Below are 19,861 nucleotides of genomic sequence, written 5' to 3'. Positions count from 1 at the left end.
GCGCCTTTCTCGTCGTGCTCTCACCCTATGTCACCCGGCCTCGGCGGTGCTTCGCGTTCACTGTCGGCGGAACGGGTTAGCGTGGCCGCATGCCCCGCCCCGAAGCCCTCGTCGAGCAGCCAGCGCTCTTCACCGACGACACTTTCGCGGGGCTCGAGCTCGAGCACCTCGGCACCGATCGGTCGGCCGCGGTGTTCGGCGCCCCCGGCTCGGGAAAGACGAGCCTCGCGATCGAGCTCGTGGCCCGCCGGATCGAGGGCGGGTACGGGGCCGACGAGGTGCTCGCGCTCGCCGCGACGCGCACCACGGCGAGCCGCATGCGCGACCGCATCGCGGTCCGGCTCGGTGCGACCACCCGGGGCCCGCTGGCGCGCACCGCGAACTCTCTCGCGTTCCAGCTCGTGCGCGCCTACACCGGCGAGCCGGTGACGCTGCTCACCGGCGCCGAGCAGGACCAGATCATCGCCGAACTGCTCGAAGCCGCCGAGGCCGACGGCGGCGGCCCGGAGTGGCCGTTCGAGACGCGGGTGCGCGCGCTCCGCGGCTTCCGCACCGAGCTGCGCGACCTCCTGATGCGTGCGGTCGAGGAGCACGTCGACGGCGCCGCGCTCACTCGTCTGGGGCATGCGAGCGGCCGGCCCGAGTGGGTCGCCGCCGGCCAATTCCTCGACGAGTACACCGAGGTGAAGGAGCAGTTGCGCGGCGGCCAGTTCGACTCCGCGGAGCTCGCGGCCTTCGCCGCCGCGATCGTGCAGCGCAGCATCCATGACGAGCGGGCGGCCGCGGCGCTCGGCACGCTGGCGCGGCTGCGGCTCATCGTGGTCGACGACGCACAAGAGGCCACGGCGGCCACGGCCGAACTGCTCGCCGCCTTCGCGGCGCGCGGCACGCACGTCGTCGCCCTCGGCGACCCCGATGTGGCGAGCAACGGATTCCGCGGTGGCCGGCCCGAGCTGCTCGGCACGCTCTCCACGCTGCTCGGCGCCCCCGCCGACCGCATCGAGCTGCCGACGGTGCACCGGGGCCGTCCCGAGCTGCGTCGGCTCGTCGCCTCGGTCACCGGCCACATCGGCGCGGCGCTCGGCGGGGGGCACCGGGCCGCGAGCGTCCCGGCCGACGCGGCGCCCGCGCACGAGCCGCTCGCGCCGGTGCTCGGCATCGAGGCGGCGTCGCACGCGGGGGAGTGCCAGCAGATCGCGGCTCTGCTGCGCGAACGCCACCTGCTCGACGGGGTGCCGTGGTCGCAGATGGCGGTGGTGCTGCGCTCCGGCGCCGACGCGCCGTCGTTCGAACGCGGGCTCGCCCTGGCCGACGTGCCGACCGCCGGAGCGCTCGTGCGCACCGCCCTGCGCGACGCGCCCGCGGCCGCCGCCCTGCTGCGCGCCGCCTCGCTCGTGCTCGAGCGCGAGCCGTTGACGCCCGAGCTCGCCGTCGAGCTGCTCACTGGCCCGCTCGGCCGGCTCGACCCGGTCGGGCTCCGTCGGCTGCGCCTCGCGCTCCGGCACGAGGAACTGGCCGCAGGGGGCGACCGCACGGGCGACGAGCTGCTCGTCGACGCGCTCTCCGCGCCCGGCGGCTTCGAGACGGTCGACGCCGCGGCGGGCCGTCGTGCCGCCCGACTAGCGCGTCTGCTCGCGGCGGCGCGCACCCGGGTCGGCACCGGATCGACGATCGAGGAGATCCTCTGGTCGCTCTGGGACCGCAGCGGCCTGGCCGAGGAATGGGGGGCGCAGGCCGCCGGCACCGGGGTGCTGGCCGAAGAGGCGAACCGCGCGCTCGACGCCGTCGTCGCACTCTTCTCCGCCGCGCAGCGTTTCGTCGAACGCACGCCGGGCGCCCCTGCGGTGCGCTTCGTCGACGAGCAGTTCTCGAGCGAGCTGCCCGAGGACTCGCTCGCCCCGCAGCGCGCCGCCGAGTCGGTGTTCGTCGGCACCGCGCCGGCGCTCATCGGCCGTGACTTCGAGGTCGTCGTGATCGCCGGGCTCCAGGAGGGCGTGTGGCCGAACCTCCGACCGCGCGGCACGCTGCTGCACGCGGCGCTGCTGCCCGCCGTCGCGGCGGCGGCCCGCGCGGGGGCGCCGCTGCCCGCCCCGGATTCGACGGCCGATGCCCGGGCGGCGGTGCGCAGCGACGAGCTGCGCCTGTTCGCCCTCGCCGCGAGCCGGGCGACGCGGCAGCTCGTGCTGAGCTGCACGGCCAACGACGACGAGCAGCCCTCGATGCTCCTCGGCTACGCGGAGGAGCGGCTGTCGCCGCGACGACGGCCGTTGCACCTCCGCGGACTCGTCGGCGCGCTCCGCCGCGAAGCGGTCGCCGACCCGGGCGGTGAGGCCCCTGCGGCGCTCGCGCTGCTTGCCGAGGCCGGTGTGCCCGGGGCACATCCAGAAGAGTGGTACGGGCTGCGCGCGCCGTCCAGCACGGCCCCGATCGTCGACCTCGACGCCGATCCCGAGGCTCGGGTACCGGTCTCGCCGTCGCAGATCGATCGTGCGGAGGAGTCCCCGCTCGGCTGGTTCATCGACCGGGTCGCCTCGCCGCCCTCGGGGCTTGCGGCCTCGATCGGCACGATCGTGCACGCCGTCGTCGAGGAGGCGGGGGCGAGCGGCGAGACCGAGCTGGAGACGCTCTGGTCCGGGGTCGAGGCACGGCTCGAGGCGCTGCGCTTCGAGGCCGGCTGGGTGGCCGAACGCGAACGGCGCGGCGCGAGGCGCATGGTCGAGGGCGCCGCCGACTACCTCGGTCAGTTCGCCGACGACGCGAAGGTGCTGCTCGGCGCCGAGGGCCGCTTCACGCTCGAGCTCGGCCGCGTGCGCCTCAGCGGCACGATCGACCGCGTCGAGGCCTCGCCCGACGGCACGACCGTGATCGTCGACCTGAAGACGGGGCGCACGCCGCCGACCGCCGCCGAGACTGCGGCTCACCCGCAGCTCGCCGCCTACCAGCTCGCGGCCCGGCACGGGCAGGTGCCGAACCTCGGCAGGCTGGGCGGAGCGAAGCTCGTCTACCTCGCCCGCCCGCTGCGCGGCGCCGCCTACACCGAGCGGGCGCAGCAGCCCTTCGACGACGCCGACGAGCAGGCGTTCCGCGAGCGCCTCGACGCGGTCGCCGCGATCATGAGCGGTGCGAGTTTCGAGTCGCCCGTCGAGATCGGGCCCCGGTCGCGCTTCGGCGCCTGGCACTACCGGGTGCACCTCGTCCCGGCGGTGTCCGCATGATCGGCGCCGCAGAGATCGCGACCCGGCTCGGTCTGCACCCGCCGACCGAGGAGCAGCGGGCGGTCATCGAGGCCGATCCGCGGGGCCGCTCGCTCGTCGTCGCGGGCGCGGGCAGCGGCAAGACCGAGACCATGGCGAACCGGGTCGTGTGGCTCCTCGCGAACGGCCACGTGCAGGTGCCGGAGGTCCTCGGGCTCACCTTCACCCGCAAGGCTGCGGGCGAGCTCGCCGAGCGCATCCGCGCCCGCATCGGACAGCTCGTGGCCGAGGGCATCGCCGAGCTCGAGCTCGACCCGCTCGAGGCGGCGACGGTGTCGACGTACAACGCCTTCGCGAGCGCCATCTACCGCGAGCACGCGCTGCTGATCGGTCGTGAGCCCGACGCCGCGGTACTGGGCGAGGCATCCGCCTGGCAGCTGGCCCGCTCGATCGTCGCGGCCGCCGCCGACCCTCGGCTCGTCGAGCTCGACGCCTCCCTCGACAAGGTGACCGGCGCCGTGCTCGGGCTGAGCCGGGCCCTCGGCGAGAACGTCGCCGACGCCCGCGACGTGCGGGCGATGGCGCGCGAGTTCCTCGGCATGGCCGACCTGCCGATCGGGGCGCCGCGCAAGCGCACCCCGTACGACTCGTTCGTGGCCGCGCTCGGAGCGGTGGACGCGCTGCCGCCGCTGCTCGAGCTCGCCGAAGCGTACGCCGAGGCGAAGCGGGCCCGCGGCTACGTCGAGTTCTCCGACCAGGTCTCGCTCGCCCTCGAGATCTGCACGGCGCACCCCGAGGTGGCGGTCGCCCACCGCGAACGGTTCCGCACCGTGCTGCTCGACGAATATCAGGACACGAGCGTCGTGCAGACCCGGCTGCTCGCCGCGCTGTTCCGCGGGCACTCGGTGATGGCGGTCGGCGACCCGGACCAGTCGATCTACGGCTGGCGCGGTGCGAGCGCCGCCAACCTCGCCCGCTTCGGCGGCGACTTCGCGGCCGAACGAACCGAGCCGCCGGCCGACGACCGCGGCGAGTCACGGCACGACGCGAGCGTCGAGCCCGGGCGCCCGGGCGCGAGCGACGCCGTCGTCTACGACCTCTCGACGAGCTGGCGCAATCCGCGCATCGTGCTCGACGCCGCGAACGCGATCATCGAGCCGCTCGACGGCGGCATCGACAAGGCCCCGCTCGCGGCCTCGCCGTTCGCCGGCGACGGAGTGCTCGACTGCGCCTGGGCCGAGACCATCGACGAGGAGGCCGAGCACATCGCCCGGTGGTTCGCCGAGCGCCTCGGGCACGCCGAGCCCGGCTCGTCTTCGCAGTCCGGTGCGACGCCGGAGCGCCGCAGCGCACCGGCGGCCACGCGCACGGGGGCCCTGCTCTGCCGCACCTTCGCGAACGTCGACGTGTTCACCGCCGCGCTGCGACGGCACGGCGTTCCCGTCCACGTCCTCGGCGTGGCCGGGCTCCTCGACCAGCCCGTCATCGCCGATCTCGTGAGCACCCTGCGCGTGCTGCACGACCCGACCGCCGGGGCGGAACTCGTGCGCGTGCTCGGCGGCGCCCGCTGGGCGATCGGCCCCGCCGACCTCTCCGCCCTCGCGGGTCTCGCGCGCTGGCTCGTCGACCGCGACCAGGCGATGCGGCGGCTCGACGACGGCGTGCGCGCGGGTCTGCGGGCCTCGATCGCGGCCGAGGAGTCCCCGTCGATCGTCGACGCGCTCGACTTCCTGCTCTCCGCGCCCGACGACCACCGTGCGCTCGTCGCGTTCACGGCCGAGGGGCTCGCCCGCATGCGTCGCGCCGGCGCGCAGCTCCAGTCCCTGCGCCGGCGCGCGGGGCTCGGCCTCGTCGACTTCGTCAGCCTCGTGCAGCACGAGCTGCTCCTCGATATCGAAGTGGCCGCGAACGCCGAGCAGCCGCTCGGTGCGCCGAGCCTCGAAGCCTTCGACGAACTGCTCGCCGGCTTCGTCGACGTCGCGGAGCACCCGAATCTCGGGGCCTTCCTCGGCTGGCTCACCGAGGCCGAGCAGCGCGACCGGCTCGCCCCGCGCCAGGACGAGCCGGAGCCGGGCGCCGTGCAGGTGCTCTCCATCCACGGCTCGAAGGGGCTCGAGTGGGACGTCGTCGCGATCCCGCGGCTCGTGACCGACGAACTGCCGGGCAAGCCGCGCTCGGCGAAGGGCTGGCTCGCGTTCGGGGAGCTGCCGAACGAGTTCCGCGGCGACCGCGACGAGCTGCCCGAACTGATGTGGCGGGGCGTGCAGAGCCAGCTCGAGTTCGACGAGGCCGTCGCCGGCTTCGCCGAGGAGAACCGGCAACGCCATGCCGAGGAGGAGCGCCGGCTCGCGTACGTCGGTCTCACCCGCACGCGCGACGAGTTGCTGCTCACCGGCTCGTGGTGGGCCTCGCAGAAGCAGCCCCGGCAGCCGAGCGTGTTCCTCCGCGAGCTCGTCGCGCACGGGCTCCTGCCCGCGTCCGCGCTGCCCGACCGCCCGGAGTCCGACGAGAACCCCCGCGCCGTCGGCGAGGAGCGGGTGAGTTGGCCCCTCGACCCGCTCGGCCGCCGCCGGCTCGGCGTCGTGCGTGCCGCCGACGCCGTGCGGGCCGCGGCCGAAGGGCCGAGCGGGGCGGGCATCGGTCAGCGCCTCGGCGAGCAGCTCCGGCTCCTGCTCGAGGAGCGGCGGCGGCGGATGGCCGGGCACGCGCCCCCCGAGATCCCGGCCCGCGTGCCGGCGTCGCGCTTCAAGGACTACGTCGACGACGCGGCCGCCGTCGCCGAGCAGCTGCGCCGGCCGATGCCGCAGCGGCCGTACCGCGCCACCCGGCTCGGTACCCTCTTCCACCGCTGGGTCGAGCATCGTTCGACCGGTGAGCTCGAGGCGAACGCCCTCGACTGGACCGAGGGCGCCGCCGGCGACGAGCTCTTCGCCTGGTCGGAGTCCGGGCCCGAGACGGCGTCCAGCGGCGACTCGGCGCCCGCATCCCCGGGTGCCGCGCTCATCGATGGCTCGGCCGCGCGGTTCGCCGCACTGCAGGCCACGTTCGAGGCCTCCGAGTGGGGCCAGCGGCGGCCGAGCGCGGTCGAGCTCGAGCTGCACCTGCCGCTCGACGAGCACGTGTTCGTCTGCAAGCTCGACGCGGTCTACGAGATCGATCCCGAGAGCGAGCTCGGCCGCCAGGGGCTCCGTCATCAGGTCGTCGACTGGAAGACGGGTCGTGCTCCTCAGGGGGACCGCGAGCTCGAACTCCGGCAGACGCAGCTCGCGCTCTACCGACTCGCGTACGCGAAGTGGGCCGGGGTACCGCCCGAGCAGATCGACGCCGTCTTCTACTACGTCGAGGACGACCGCCAGATCCGGCCCGAACGGCTCTACGACGAAGCGGAGTTGCGGCGCGCCTGGTCGTCGGCGCTGCGCTCGGCGGAGTCGGTGAACGACGAGGCCTCGCCGTCCGCGGCGTCGGCGGCCGTGCTGCCCCGCTGAGCCGGCTCGATTCCAGCCCGAGCATCAGGGTCCGGGTCCGCGTCCGCATCCGGGTCCGCGTCCGCCGCATCCGGCTCCGAGGCCGGCGCCGCGTCGCCCCAGTCGCTGAGGTCGAGCGGGATGGGCGCCGTCATCGAGGCATCCGTCTCCGCATCCGCCGCAGGACGGCGGAGCGCCGAGAAGTCGTAGCTGTCCGTCAGCATGGCGCCCGCGGGCTCGCGCTGCGCGTCGAGCTGCGGGGTGCGGTCGAGCATGCGCTCGACGTCGCCGACGGTCAGGATCGGACCCGTCTCCGGGGAGAGCGGCTCGCTCGAGCGGTCGTGCACGCTCTCGACGAGCGCGTCGAGCATGCCGACGGCATCGGCGATGGTCGCCTCGTCGCGCTGCTCGACGCCGTGCAGGAGCCAGCGGGCGAGCTCCAGCTCGCCGTACAGCAGGGCGCGCTGCGGGATGTGCGGGTCCGCACCGCCCTCCCGGGCGAGCAGGTACGTCTCGAGCGCCCGCTCGGCGGAGCCGCCGCGAGCCGTGAGCAGCCAGTGCAGGTCGACGGCCGGGTCGCCCTGGCCGAGCTCCGACCAGCCGACGATGCCGGTCACGGTGTCCTCGAGCGAGAGGAAGGAGTCCGCGCTGAGCTGCCCGTTCACGACCGTGGGCTGGAAGCGCCAGAGCGACTCGTCGTCGGTCGCCTCCTCCCAGCGGCGGAGCAGCGCCGCCGGCAGGTGGCCGGTGTCGGTCGCGCGCCCGACGAGCGAGACCACCTCGTCGCGCACCTCGGCGGGGGTGCGGCGGGGCAGGCCGGCCTCACCGACGAAGCCGGTCGGCAGGTTGTGCACGGCCGCGATGGCGAGGCCCACGGACTCGGCGATCGCGTCGGAGCCGGTGAGCTCGTCGGCCGAGCGGCCGAGCCCGGGCACGAAGGTGGTCACGACCCCGCGGGTGCCGTCGATGGGGGCCTGGCCGACGTACTCGGCGAGCTCGAACGGCAGCATCGCACGCACCCCCTCGGTGAGCGCGTGCAGGGCGAGGAGGTCGGCGGACTGCTCGGTCTCGGCGCTCTGGTCGCGCGGCACGCGGATGAGCAGCTCGCGGTCGTCGCTCGTGCGGAGCCGGACGGCATCGTACGAACCGCCGGAGTTGCGGGTGTGCACTCGGACCGCGCGGACCTCGAGGCCGGGGACCGCCGCCGTCGCCAACGCGGCTAGAGTGAGTGGGGGTCTGGCCATGGCACACAGCTTAAGCAGCCGACGCCTGTGACCGGGCGACCGCCACACCTTGCCGACGAGTCCGCGAGCGCCATGCGAAAGGTGGTCATGCCCCAACCGAGCCTCCCGCCCCTGGCCCGCGCGGCGATCGATCGCGACGCCGCGGCGAGAGCCGATCCGCAGCGCGAGGCGCGGTTCGACGCGGATGCCTCGGCGCTCGTGCTGCCCGTCCACGACCGGCGCCTGCTGCTCGCGGAGCAGCGCGACGGCTCGGCTCCGGAGCTCGGTCTCGTCGCTCCGGTTGGCCTGCCCGCAGAGACGCTCCGCTGCTTCCTCGGCCGCGTCGAGCTCGGCGGCCGCACGGCGCCCGTCGAACTCCGGGTCTACGACGAGGCGGCGGCCGCCGCGATCGAGGCCGAGGAGGCTCGATGGGCGCAACTGCGCCGTGCCGCCGGCCTCCTCGACGATCGAGGGCAGGCGCTCGCGGTCGAGGCGATCGCGCTCGCGTCCTGGCACGAGGCGCACCCCTTCTGCCCGCGCTGCGGCAGCCCCACCGAGGTGACCGACTCCGGCTGGGTGCGCCGCTGCGTCGCCGAGGAGCGGCAGCTCTTCCCGCGCACCGACCCCGCCGTGATCGTGCTCGTCACCGACGACGACGACCGCGTGTTGCTCGGCTCCAACGCGCTGTGGGAGCAGCGCCGGTTCTCGCTGCTCGCCGGCTTCGTCGAGCCGGGCGAGCCGCTCGAGCACGCGGTCGTCCGCGAGATCGCCGAGGAGGCCGGCATCCCGGTCGATCGCGTCGAGTACGTCGCGTCCCAGCCGTGGCCGTTGCCCGCGAGCCTCATGCTCGGCTTCCGGGCCAGGCTCGCCGTCGATGCCGACCCGGCCATCGCGCGGCCGGACGGCGAGGAGATCCTCGAGCTCCGCTGGTTCTCCCGCGAGGACATCGCCTCGGCGGGCGAGGAGCTCTACCTGCCGACCGGCACCTCCATCGCCGGGTGGCTGCTGCAGGACTGGTACGGCGGGCCGCTGCCCACGGATGTGCCGTGGCCGAGCTCGTGAGCGCCGAGGACGAGCTGCTCGATGCGCTCGACGAGGAGCAGCGGGTCGTCGCTGAAGCGCTCATCGGGCCGGTCTGCGTGCTCGCCGGGGCGGGCACCGGCAAGACCAGGGCGATCACGCACCGCATCGCCTACGGCGTGGCCTCGGGGGCGTACGACCCGGCCCGCGTGATGGCGCTGACCTTCACCGCGCGCGCGGCCGCCGAGATCCGCGGCCGCTTGCACGCGCTCGGCGCCGGGCGAGTGCAGGTGCGCACGTTCCACGCCGCGGCGCTCGCGCAGCTGAACCACTTCTGGCCGCTCGTCACGGGCGGCGGCCCGGCGCCCCGGGTGCTCGAGTACAAGGGCCGGCTGCTCGGGCACGCCGCCGAACGGCTGAAGGTCCGGGTCGACACCGCGACCCTCCGCGACGTCGCGGCCGAGATCGAGTGGCGCAAGGTCTCCGGCCTCGGCATGGCCGCCTATGAGACCCGCCTCGCGAGCCGGGGCCCGGCCGGGGCGCTGAGCGCCGAGCAGCAGCTCGCGCTCATGCTGGAGTACGAGCGGGTGAAGGACGAGCGTCGCTCGATGGACTTCGAGGACGTGCTGCTCGCCACCGCCGGCATGATCGAGTCGGAGCCCTCCGTCGCGATGCACGTGCGCGAGAGTTACCGGCACTTCGTGGTCGACGAGTACCAGGACGTGTCGCCGGCCCAGCAGCGGCTGCTCGAGCTCTGGCTCGGCGACCGCAAGGAGCTCTGCGTCGTCGGCGACGCGAGCCAGACCATCTACTCCTTCGCCGGCGCGAGCTCGGAGTTCCTGCTGGGCTTCGAGCGGCGCTACGACGACGCCACGGTCGTGCGGCTCGAACGGAACTACCGCTCGACGGAGCCGATCGTGGGCGCCGCGAACCGCCTGATGCGCGGGCGCTCGGGCGCGCTGCGCCTCGAGGCCGCGGCCACCGGCGCTCGGGCGAACGGCCCCGCGGCCGAACCGCAGATCCTGGAGTTCGCCGACGATCTCGCCGAGGCGCGCGACGTCGCGAGCCGGGTGCGGGACTCCATCGACGCAGGGGTTCCCGCCGCGGAGATCGCCGTGCTGCTGCGGGTGAACTCCCAGTCCGCGATGTACGAGCACGCGCTCGACGAGGTCGGCGTGCCGTATCGGGTGCGCGGCGCCCAGCGCTTCTTCGACCAGCCCGACGTGCTGAAGGCGGTGCACGCCCTGCGCGCGCAGGCGCTCGTGCCGAGCGACGAGCCGCTCTTCAAGTCGGTGAGCGACGTGCTGCGCTCGCTCGGCTGGTCGGCGCACGCGCCGGAGGGCCCCGGTGCCGTGCGCGCACGCTGGGAGGCGCTGAACGCCATCGCCGGCCTCGTCGACGAGCAGCCGCCCGGCACGACGCTGCGGCAGTTCGCCGACGAGCTCCGCGCACGGGCGGAGTCGCACCACGAGCCGGCGGTGCAGGCCGTGACGCTCGCGACCCTGCACTCGGCCAAGGGCCTCGAGTGGGACGAGGTGCATCTCGTCGGCTTGAGCGAGGGGCTGCTGCCGATCGCCTACGCGAAGGGGCTCGAGGCGATCGACGAGGAACGTCGGCTGCTCTACGTCGGCCTCACCCGAGCCCGTCGGCGGCTCGCGCTGAGCTGGGCCCGTCGCGGCCAGGCGGGGCGGGGAGAGCGGGAGCCGTCGCGGTTCCTCCGGGAGCTCGACACCCGCACTCCGGGTGCACCGGGTGGAGCGAGCTCCGCGGCGGAGCCCCCGAGACGGGCACGCTGAGCGACGCGGCCGCGACGGTGTTGCGGTCGAGGTAGCCGTCGAGGGTCGCGGCGGCGTGCGCGGCGGCGACCCCCAGGGCGCCGGCGGGCAGCGGCGCGGCCGGATGCATCGCCAGCTGCGCGGCGATCGCAGGCCAAGCCGGATCGAGGTCGCGGCGGTGCAGCTCGATGCAGCGCACGCAGGCACCGGTTCCGGGCACGACGAGCGGGCCGACCGTGACGGCCTCGCCCTCGTGCACCACGGGCAGGTGCGGCACGTCGCGGCGGAGCCACCGCAGATGCGCGGCCGGCGGGACGACCCACGCGGCGGCGAGCACGACCGCGGCCGGCCGCTCCGGCCCGTGGGCCGCCAGCACGGGGCGCAGGCCGATCGCGCCCAGAGCGGCGGCGACGGCGCGGGCGAGCCGCGGCTCGGCGTCGTCGATCGCGACGATCGGGGGATCGGCGGTGCCCGCGACCCCGCCCGTCCGGGCGCCCGGCGCGGTGTCGAGCAGCGCGGTGTCGAGCAGCGCGGGGGAGAGCAGCTCGAGCAGCGCGTCGAGCCGTGCGGACGGGAGGCCGAGCGTCGAGACGATCGCGTGCAGGGCGTCGCGACCCGCCCCGCGCCGGAGCAGGGCGAGCACCGAGCTCTCGAGCTCGCCGGGATCGCGCAGCACCAGGACGGGGCGGCTCGCGCCGAGTTGCAGCTCGTTCGGCGAGCGCCAGACGAGCGGCAGCGCCGGGTCGAGTCGGAGGGTCATGCCGAGAGCCTGGCGCACGCGCGTCCAGCACGGCCCGGGCCATCCACAGGCCGCGGTCGGGTCGGCGTCCCGCGCTCGCGCGACGCCGACCGGATCGGCTCAGGCCTTGGGAGGCTCCTCGCCGTCCTCGCCGGGGCCGGCGGGGGTCTCGCCGCGGAGGAGCTGCTCGAGCGCCTCGTCGAACTCCGCGTCCTCGGCGTCGACCGGCGTGGCTCCCGTCAACCGGGCGACGAGCGCCGCCGGGTCGTCGAGATCGGCGGCCGTCGGCAGCAGATCGGGGTGCGACCACATCGCGTCGCGCTGCTCGACGCCGACGGCATCGGTCACCGCCCGCCACATCGCCGCCGCCTCGCGCAACCGTCGCGGGCGCAGCTCGAGGCCGACGAGCGTCGCGAGCGCCGACTCCGCCGGGCCGCCGGACGCCCGCCGCCTGCGGATCGTCTCGGCGATCGCCACCGACTTCGGCAAGCGGGTGGTCGCCTCCGCCGTGACGACGTCGACCCAGCCCTCGACGAGGGCGAGCATCGTCTCGATGAGGGCGAGCGCGGCCTGCTGCGCCTCGCTCTTCGGGCGGATGAGGGCGCCGCTCACGACCGCGTCGCGCAGCGCCTCGGTGTTCGAGGGGTCGAAGCTCTCGGCGAGCTCCTCGAGCCGTCCGGTGTCGATGTCGATGCCGCGGGCGAAGGAGGTGATCGCCGTGATGAAGTGCAGGCGCAGCCACTTCGCGTGCCGGAACAGCCGCGCATGCGCGAGCTCGCGCACCGCCAGGTAGAGCTCGACCTCGCTCGAGTCGACGTCGAGGCCGTCGCCGAACGCGGCCACGTTCTGCGGCAGCACCGCGGCGCGGCCGTCCTCGATGATCGGGATGCCGATGTCGCCGCCCGAGACCACCTCGGCCGAGAGCTGCCCCACGACCTGGCCCAGCTGCATGGCGAAGAGCGCGCCGCCGATGCTGCGCATCATGCGGCTGGCGCCCTGCACCATCTGCCGCATCTCTTCGGGCGCCTGCTCGCTCATGACCCGCGTCAGCGCGTCGGAGATGGAGAGCGCGACGGGCTCGGCGAGCTGCGTCCACACCGGCATCGTCGCCGCGACCCAGGCGCGCCGGGTCAGCAGCTCGGGCGGCGAGGGCAGCGCGGTCACGTCGACGGTCTCGTCGAGCCAGAGCGCGGCGACCTGGAAGGCCTGGTCGAAGCGGGCGCGCTCGGCGTCGTCGAGTTGACGCTGGCCGTTCGCCGCGTGCTGCTCGCCCTGCTTGAGCGCGACCGACCAGTCGATGCCGTCGTCGGCGTGGTTCATCGCCTGCTGCAGCTGCGAGAAGAGCGCGGCGATGCTCGCGGGGTCGTTGGGCAGGCCGGCGGCGCCGGCCAGCTTGGACGGGTCGATGCCGCCCGAGCCGGAGAGCAGCTCGCGGAGCATCTCGCGGAACTCCTCTTCGGGGTTCTGCTCGCTCGGGTCTTCGCCTCGATCGGCCACGTGCGCCACCTCCAGTCGCGTCGGATTCCACGCTAACGCGGGCGCACGGTGACGTGACTGGGAAATGGCCTAGGCTGGGCGTTCCGGGTGTCCGCCCTTCGCGAACAGCGCCCGAGCTGCGCCAACGCAGACCCCTGGAAGGATGACCGCGTGAGCCTCTTCGAGGACGAGCCCCAGGCCGACCCCCGCTGGCGTCACGACCCTTCCGTCGGCCGTCGCACGCTGCGGGAGCGCATCGGCTGGGCCGCGGTGAGCACCGCCCTCGTCATCGGCGTCGTCTTCGCCCTGCTGCCCTCGCCCTACGTCATCGAGCAGCCGGGACCGGTCTACAACACGCTCGGCTCGCAGGAGCACGACGGGGAGGAGCGTCCGCTCATCGCCGTGCCCGACGAGCAGAGCTACCCGACGGACGGCGAGCTCAACCTGCTCACCGTCTCCGTCGTCGGCAAGCCCGGGCGCACGCCGAACTGGCTGGAGGTGCTGGGCTCCTGGTTCGACCGCACCAAGTCGGTCGTGCCGGTGGAGGCGATCTTCCCGCCCGGCGTCAGCGAGACCGATCGCGACCAGCGGAACCAGGCGGCGATGGTCGACTCCCAGCAGGACGCGATCGCCGCGGCGCTCGTCGAGCTCGGCTACGACTTCCCGCGCGAGGTCACCGTCACCGGCTCCGCCGAGGGCACTCCCGCGGCCGGCGTGCTGGAGGAGGGCGACGTCATCGAATCGGTCGACGGCCGGCCGGTTCACTCGATCGCCGAGCTGCGCGACGCCGTGCAGGCGCACGGCACCGAGTCGCCCGCCGCCCTGGTCGTCAGCCGCGGCGGCGCCGAGCGGGCCGTCGAGCTCACGCCCGTCGACAGCGACGGCACCGCGATCCTCGGCATCGGGGTGCGCATGGTCTACGAGTTCCCCTTCGACGTCGAGATCCAGCTCGACGACGTCGGCGGCCCGAGCGCGGGCATGATGTTCGCGCTCGGCATCGTCGACACCCTGACGCCGGGCGATCTCACCGGCGGCGAGAGCATCGCCGGCACCGGCACGATCGACTCCGCCGGCGTGGTCGGGCCGATCGGCGGCATCCGCCAGAAGATGTGGGGCGCGCTCGACGCGGGTTCGAGCTGGTTCCTGGCCCCCGCCTCGAACTGCAACGAGGTCGTCGGCAACGTGCCCGACGGGCTCACCGTGTTCTCCGTCGAGACGCTCGACCAGGCGCGGACGATCGTCGAGGACGTCGCCGACGGCGAGGTCGACGGCGAGTACGCGAGCTGCACCGCGGGCTGACGCGAGCCGGACCCCCTGATCGTGGGGGCGGGCGGCCGCCCCGTTCCGGGCAAGCTCCAAGACTGGGCCGCCTAGGATAGGTGTTCGATCCATTCCGACCGACTCCGTTCCGACCGAACCATAGAGGCCAGAGTGTCAGCAGAGACGCAAGACCCCCGTCCGTCGCGCCGCAGGGCGCCCATCGCGATCACGATCGGGGTGGTCGCCGTGCTGTTGGTCGGCTTCTTCCTCTTCGCCGGGGTCTACGCCGACATCCTCTGGTTCCGCCAGCTCGGCTTCTTCGACGTGCTCGCCACCGAGTGGATCGCCCGCATCGCGCTCTTCCTCATCGGCTTCGCCGCGATGGCGCTGCCGGTCTGGGCCTCGATCTTCATCGCGTACCGCACCCGCCCGGTGTACGCGAAGCTCAACGCGCAGCTCGACCGCTACCAGGAGGTCTTCGAGCCGCTCCGCCGCCTCGCGATGTACGGCATCCCCGTCGTCCTCGGCGTGTTCGCGGGCGTCTCGACCGCCTCGCGCTGGGACGCCGCGCTCGCGTGGCTGAACCGCACCCCGTTCGGCACGACCGACCCGCAGTTCGGCCTCGACGTCGGCTTCTACGTCTTCGAGCTGCCCTTCTACCGCTCGATCGTCGGGTTCGCCTCGGCCGTCGTGCTCCTGTCGGGGCTGCTCGTCATCGCGACGAACTACCTCTACGGCGCCATCCGCATCTCCGGTCGCGAGGTCGTCATCTCGAAGTCGGCGCGCGTGCAGATCGCGATCACCGCGGGCCTCTACCTGCTGCTGCAGGGCATCAGCATCTGGCTCGACCAGTACGGCACCGTGACCGAGCAGGGCTCGCTGTTCACCGGTGCGAGCTATACCGACGTCAACGCCGTCATCCCCGGGCAGTGGATCCTCGCCGCGATCGCCATCGGCGTCGCCATCCTGTTCTTCGTCACGGCGATCATGGGCCGCTGGCGACTGCCGCTCGTCGGCACCGTGCTGCTGCTCGTCTCGAGCCTTATCATCGGCTCGATCTACCCGTGGGTGGTGCAGCGCTTCCAGGTCGAGCCGAACGCGCGCACCGCCGAGGCGCCCTACCTGCAGCGCAACATCGACCTCACCCGCGACGCCTACGGCGTCGACACGGTCGAGGAGATCCCGTATGCGGCCAAGACCGACGCCGAGCCCGGTGCGCTCCGCGCGGACGCCGAGACCACGGCCTCGATCCGCCTGATGGACCCGCAGCAGATCAGCCAGGCCTTCGGCCAGCTCGAGCAGTTCCGCCAGTACTACCAGTTCCCGCAGAGCCTCGACGTCGACCGCTACGAGATCGACGGCAAGTCGCAGGACGCGATCGTCGCGGTGCGCGACCTCAACCTCGAGGGCCTGAGCGACGCGGCCACCTGGTACAACACGCACATCGTCTACACCCACGGCTACGGCCTCGTGGCGGCCGCGGGCAACCAGCGCTCCTCCGACGGGCAGCCGGTGTTCATCCAGTCCGGCATCCCGCAGACCGGCTCGCTGGGCGAGTTCGAGCCGCGCGTGTACTTCGGCGAGCACTCGCCGAACTACTCGATCGTCGGCGCGCCGAAGGGGGCGAAGGCCGTCGAGCTCGACTACCCCTCGGGCACCGAGGGCTCGGAGCGCACCGAGACCACGTTCACCGGCGACGGCGGGCCGAAGCTCGACAACGCGTTCACCAAGCTCATCTACGCGCTGAAGTTCCAGTCGGAGCAGATCTTCCTCTCCGACGCGGTGAACGAGGAGTCGCAGATCCTGTACGACCGCGACCCGATCGACCGGGTGAAGAAGGTCGCCCCCTACCTGGAGCTCGACTCCGACACCTACCCCTCGGTGGTGGACGGCCGGCTGGTCTGGATCGTCGACGGCTACACGATGACCGATCAGTACCCGTACTCGAACAAGGTCAGCCTCAGCGAGGCGATCGCCGACAGCGAGGGCGCGGCGCCGTCGCTCGCGTTCGACGAGATCAACTACATCCGCAATTCGGTGAAGGCGACCGTCGACGCGTACGACGGCAAGGTCACGCTGTACGCGTGGGACGAGTCCGACCCGATCCTGCAGACCTGGCAGAAGATCTTCCCGTTGACGCTCGAGCCGATCAGCAAGATGTCGGGCGAGCTCATGAGCCACGTGCGCTACCCGTCCGACCTGTTCAAGGTGCAGCGCGCTGTGCTCGGTCGCTACCACGTCACCGACGCCGACCCGTTCTACTCGCGTGAGGACGCCTGGACGACGCCGAAGGAGCCGACGGCCTCGGCGCAGAGCAACGCACTGCAGCCGCCGTACTACCTGACGATGCAGATGCCGGGCCAGGACTCGCCCGCGTACTCGCTGTACTCGACGTTCATCCCGGACGCGCGCGGCGAGAACAGTCGCAACGTGCTGCGCGGCTATCTCGCGGTCGATTCCGATGCGGGCTCGAGCGACGGCGAACGCGCGGAGGGCTACGGCAAGCTGCGGCTGCTGACGCTGCCCGAGGACGACAACGTGCCGGGCCCGGGTCAGGTGCAGGCGAAGTTCAACTCCGACCCGACCGTCTCCCAGTCGCTGAACCTGCTGAAGCAGGGCCAGTCCGACGTGATCAACGGCAACCTGCTCACGGTGCCGGTGGGCGGCGGCCTGCTCTACGTCCAGCCGGTGTACGTCAAGTCGACGGGTGGCACGAGCTACCCGCTCCTGCAGAAGGTGCTCGTCGCCTTCGGCGATCAGATCGCCTTCCAGGACACCCTCGATCAGGCGCTGAACGTGCTGTTCGGCGGCGACTCGGGTGCCTCGGCCGGTGACGAGCAGGTCGAGCCCGGCACCGGCCAGGAGGGCGGCAACCCCGACGAGCCGAGCACCGATCCCGGCGACGGCACGACGCCGACCGCGCCGAGCAGCGAGATGCAGTCGCTCCTGAACCAGGCGAAGCAGGCCATCTCCGACAAGCAGGCGGCCCTCGCCGCCGGCGACTGGACGGCCTACGGCGCGGCGGATGCGAAGCTGGCCGACCTGGTCTCGAAGATGGTCGCGCTGGCGGAGTCCGAGAAGTCGGCCGCGCAGTGACCGTCGACCCGCGCGCGGGGGAGTGGCTCGAACAGAATCGGGCGAACTGGGACGAGCGCGTGCCCGTGCACGTCGCGTCCGAGTTCTACGATCGGAGCGCCCTGCGCGCGGGCGGCAGCCTGCTCGACCCCATCGCGGCCGCCGGCATCGACCGGCTGTTCCCCGACGGGCTCGAGGGCGTGCGCGTGCTGCACCTGCAGTGCCACTTCGGCTCAGATTCGCTGTCGCTCGCGCAGCTCGGGGCGACGGTGGTCGGCATCGACTTCTCGCAGCCGGCGGTCGAGGAGGCCAGGCGGATGGCCGTCGAGCTCGGTCTCGCCGAACGCGCCCGCTTCATCGAGGCGAACGTCTACGACGCCCGGCACATGCTGCCCGAGCCCGAGTCGTTCGACCTCGTCTTCACGACGTGGGGCACGATCGGGTGGCTGCCCGACGTGGCGGAGTGGGCGCGCATCGTCGCCTGGTATTTGAAGCCCGGCGGCCGGCTCTACTTCGCCGACGGGCATCCTGCCGCCTACATGCTCGACGGCGACGACGGCCCGGACGGTCTGCCGAGCCTGCGCTACGCCTACGCGGGCGGCGAGCCCGACGTCGTCGACAGCGGCGAGGACTACGCCGATCCCGAGGCGCGCCTGCAGCACACGCGCACCTGGGAGTGGATGCATCCGCTGAGCGAGGTGCTCGGCGGTCTCCGCGATGCCGGGCTCACGGTCGAGGAGTTCGCCGAGCTCTACCAGGTGCCGTGGCGCATCTTCCCGGCGACAGTGCCGCAGGGGCACGGCCTCTACGGCTGGCCGGGCACCCGGTGGGCGCCGCTCAGCATGGAGCTCGTCGCGCTGGCGCCGTGACCCGGCCGCCGGGGCGGCACGGCTGGAGGGGCCGCGACCTCGTCACGACCCCTCCGTGCGTACGGCGTCAGTCGAGCGGGCCCTCTTCGGCATCCCGCAGCGCGTCGCCCAGCGCCCCGCCGAGCTCGTTCCGGTAGTCGCCCGAGAGATCCCACCACATCGCGCCGCCGAGGCCCTGCTCGGCGAGCCAGGCCGCCTTCGCGCGGACGGAGTTCGCGTCGTCGAGGCTCCACCATTCGCCACGCTTCGCGTCGTAGCGCCAGGAGGCGCCGATCGCGGGGTCGAAGTAGCCGCGGCCGAGCGAGCGGATCTCGTAGTACGGCTTCGTGCCGATCGCCGTCACCGCCGGGTCGGGGGTCCAGCAGGCGCGGTCGCCGACCGTGACGCCGCTCCAGCCCTGCCCGTACGCGGCGAGGCCGATGTTCAGCTGTGCGGGGTCGGCACCGGCCGCGGTGTAGAGGCCGACGGCGTTGTCGAGGGCGAGCCCCCAGTTGTTCGTTCCGTCGGGGTGCAGGTTGCCCTGGTGCCCGGTGTTGCCGGTCCATCCGCCCGCGTAGTCGTAGCCCTGGATGTTGAGCCAGTCGACGACCTCGAAGAGCCGCGGGTCGGTCCAGCCGCCAGCGTTCGTGTTGTAGCCGCCCGCCGGGGCGAAGGCGGTGAGCAGGTAGTCCTCACCGGTCTGCTCGCCGTAGGCGTCGAGCTGGGCGCGGAACTCCTCAATCAGCGCGAGGAAGTTCTCGCGGTCGGCGGGGGAGGCGTTGCTCGTCTCGCCGCCGTTCACCGGCCACTCCCAGTCGAGGTCGATGCCGTCGAAGATGCCCGCCGCCGCGCCCGGGCCCCCGAAGGTGCCCACCTTGGGCAGGTTGCCCTTCAGGTACACGTCGATGCAGGAGGAGACGAGCGCGGTGCGCCGCTCGGGGGTCGCGGCGGCCTCCGAGAAGTGGTCGGACCAGGTCCAGCCGCCGAGCGAGATGAGCACCTTCGTGTCGGGGCTGCGCTCCTTGAGCTTGCGGAGCTGGTTGAAGTTGCCGGCGAGGCGCTGGTGCTTGTTGGTCTTGTCGTTCTTGCCGTCGACGGAGTCCTGCGGCCCGACGAGGCGCAGGTAGTCGTTGTAGGCGTCGCCCTCGCCGGGCACGTTCGTGATCTCGCACTTCAGGTTCGCGGTGACGTTGCCGAAGGCGTAGTTCAGGTGGGTGACGTCCTCGATCGCGCCGGTGGTGAACAGGTCCTTGATCTGCACGTCCCGGGTCACGGGGGAGTCGGCCATCAGGTAGCCGACCGCGCGGTAGCCGTTGATCTCCTCCGGCCCGGTCGGCTGGTGGTGCGGCTTGGCGGCGGCCGGTGAGGCCGCGGCGACCGCGACCATCGCGGTGGCGGCGCCGAGGGCGGCGCCGAGGGCGGCGAGCGGGCGGAGCAGTCTGCGTCGTGTCATGGGATCCTCATCGATCGGAACGGGCGCTGGCGTGGTCCGTCACCCTCTTGCCGTGGTTGCGGCGGTGCGGGGCGACGTTCCGCAGGAAGCTAGCAAGGCCGCTCGGGTTTGGAAAGAGTCCTGACAAACGATGGTGGATGCCTCGCGTGAACTCTGTGATCGGCTGTCGCGCGTCCACAGTATTGTCCCCCGAAGTGTGCACATGCTGCACCGTTCGCGGCTGAGCCCCGAGGCGGTCCGCTCGTCTCCGAGAGCCGTGGGGCGCCCGTCGCTCGGGCTCCGCGCGGAACGTCCGCCGCCCCCGCGACGCGCTCGATTGGACGGCCTCCGAAAC

General features: G+C 73.2%; 10 protein-coding genes. 7 read left to right on the top strand and 3 right to left on the bottom strand.

Features of this window, described 5'->3' with window-relative positions; all coding sequences use genetic code 11:
- Window positions 1-89: 89 nt before the first annotated feature.
- Together ACFWE1_RS02595 and ACFWE1_RS02590 are read left to right on the top strand one after the other, a co-directional pair.
- Window positions 90-3,215, top strand: a complete 3,126-nt coding sequence (locus tag ACFWE1_RS02595; protein WP_376931980.1) for a PD-(D/E)XK nuclease family protein — start codon at window positions 90-92, stop codon at window positions 3,213-3,215.
- Window positions 3,212-6,679, top strand: a complete 3,468-nt coding sequence (locus ACFWE1_RS02590; protein WP_376931979.1) for an ATP-dependent DNA helicase — start codon at window positions 3,212-3,214, stop codon at window positions 6,677-6,679. The genes ACFWE1_RS02595 and ACFWE1_RS02590 overlap by 4 nt, the downstream gene beginning before the upstream one ends.
- Here ACFWE1_RS02590 and ACFWE1_RS02585 read toward each other — a convergent pair.
- Entirely contained in the window at window positions 6,568-7,902 is a 1,335-nt protein-coding gene (locus ACFWE1_RS02585) for a phosphotransferase (RefSeq protein WP_376931978.1), read from the bottom strand. The genes ACFWE1_RS02590 and ACFWE1_RS02585 overlap by 112 nt on opposite strands.
- Before the next feature lie 87 nt (window positions 7,903-7,989).
- On the opposite strand from ACFWE1_RS02585, the gene nudC reads away from it, so the two are divergent.
- Window positions 7,990-8,943, top strand: a complete 954-nt coding sequence (gene nudC, locus ACFWE1_RS02580) for an NAD(+) diphosphatase (protein WP_376931977.1) — start codon at window positions 7,990-7,992, stop codon at window positions 8,941-8,943.
- Complete coding sequence (locus ACFWE1_RS02575; RefSeq protein ID WP_376931976.1) at window positions 8,928-10,697, top strand: ATP-dependent helicase; 1,770 nt, start codon at window positions 8,928-8,930, stop codon at window positions 10,695-10,697. Before nudC ends, ACFWE1_RS02575 begins: the two co-directional genes overlap by 16 nt.
- 838 nt (window positions 10,698-11,535) lie before the next feature.
- On the opposite strand, the gene ACFWE1_RS02570 is transcribed toward ACFWE1_RS02575, so the two are convergent.
- On the bottom strand, window positions 11,536-12,855 hold the full coding sequence (locus ACFWE1_RS02570; protein WP_376933057.1) for a zinc-dependent metalloprotease: 1,320 nt from the start codon (window positions 12,853-12,855) through the stop codon (window positions 11,536-11,538).
- Window positions 12,856-13,062: 207 nt separating this feature from the next.
- On the opposite strand from ACFWE1_RS02570, the gene ACFWE1_RS02565 reads away from it, so the two are divergent.
- From ACFWE1_RS02565 to ACFWE1_RS02555, 3 genes are all read left to right on the top strand, one after another.
- Window positions 13,063-14,190, top strand: a complete 1,128-nt coding sequence (locus ACFWE1_RS02565; protein WP_376931975.1) for a PDZ domain-containing protein — start codon at window positions 13,063-13,065, stop codon at window positions 14,188-14,190.
- Window positions 14,191-14,322: 132 nt separating this feature from the next.
- Window positions 14,323-17,247 carry a UPF0182 family protein gene (locus ACFWE1_RS02560; protein ID WP_376931974.1) on the top strand — a complete coding sequence of 975 codons (2,925 nt, stop codon included), beginning with the start codon at window positions 14,323-14,325 and terminating at the stop codon, window positions 17,245-17,247.
- Window positions 17,244-18,095, top strand: a complete 852-nt coding sequence (locus ACFWE1_RS02555; protein ID WP_376931973.1) for a class I SAM-dependent methyltransferase — start codon at window positions 17,244-17,246, stop codon at window positions 18,093-18,095. The genes ACFWE1_RS02560 and ACFWE1_RS02555 overlap by 4 nt, the downstream gene beginning before the upstream one ends.
- Before the next feature lie 67 nt (window positions 18,096-18,162).
- Here the strand turns inward: ACFWE1_RS02555 and ACFWE1_RS02550 are convergent, their stop codons facing one another.
- The gene (locus ACFWE1_RS02550) at window positions 18,163-19,527 is read right to left on the bottom strand and encodes a glycoside hydrolase family 18 protein (RefSeq protein ID WP_376931972.1); all 1,365 of its coding nucleotides are present in this window, start codon (window positions 19,525-19,527) and stop codon (window positions 18,163-18,165) included.
- Window positions 19,528-19,861: the final 334 nt, after the last annotated feature.

Source organism: Agromyces sp. NPDC060279, from assembly GCF_042726785.1.
In the GTDB taxonomy this organism is placed as follows: domain Bacteria; phylum Actinomycetota; class Actinomycetes; order Actinomycetales; family Microbacteriaceae; genus Agromyces.
This window is presented reverse-complemented; position numbering and strand designations above follow the sequence as displayed.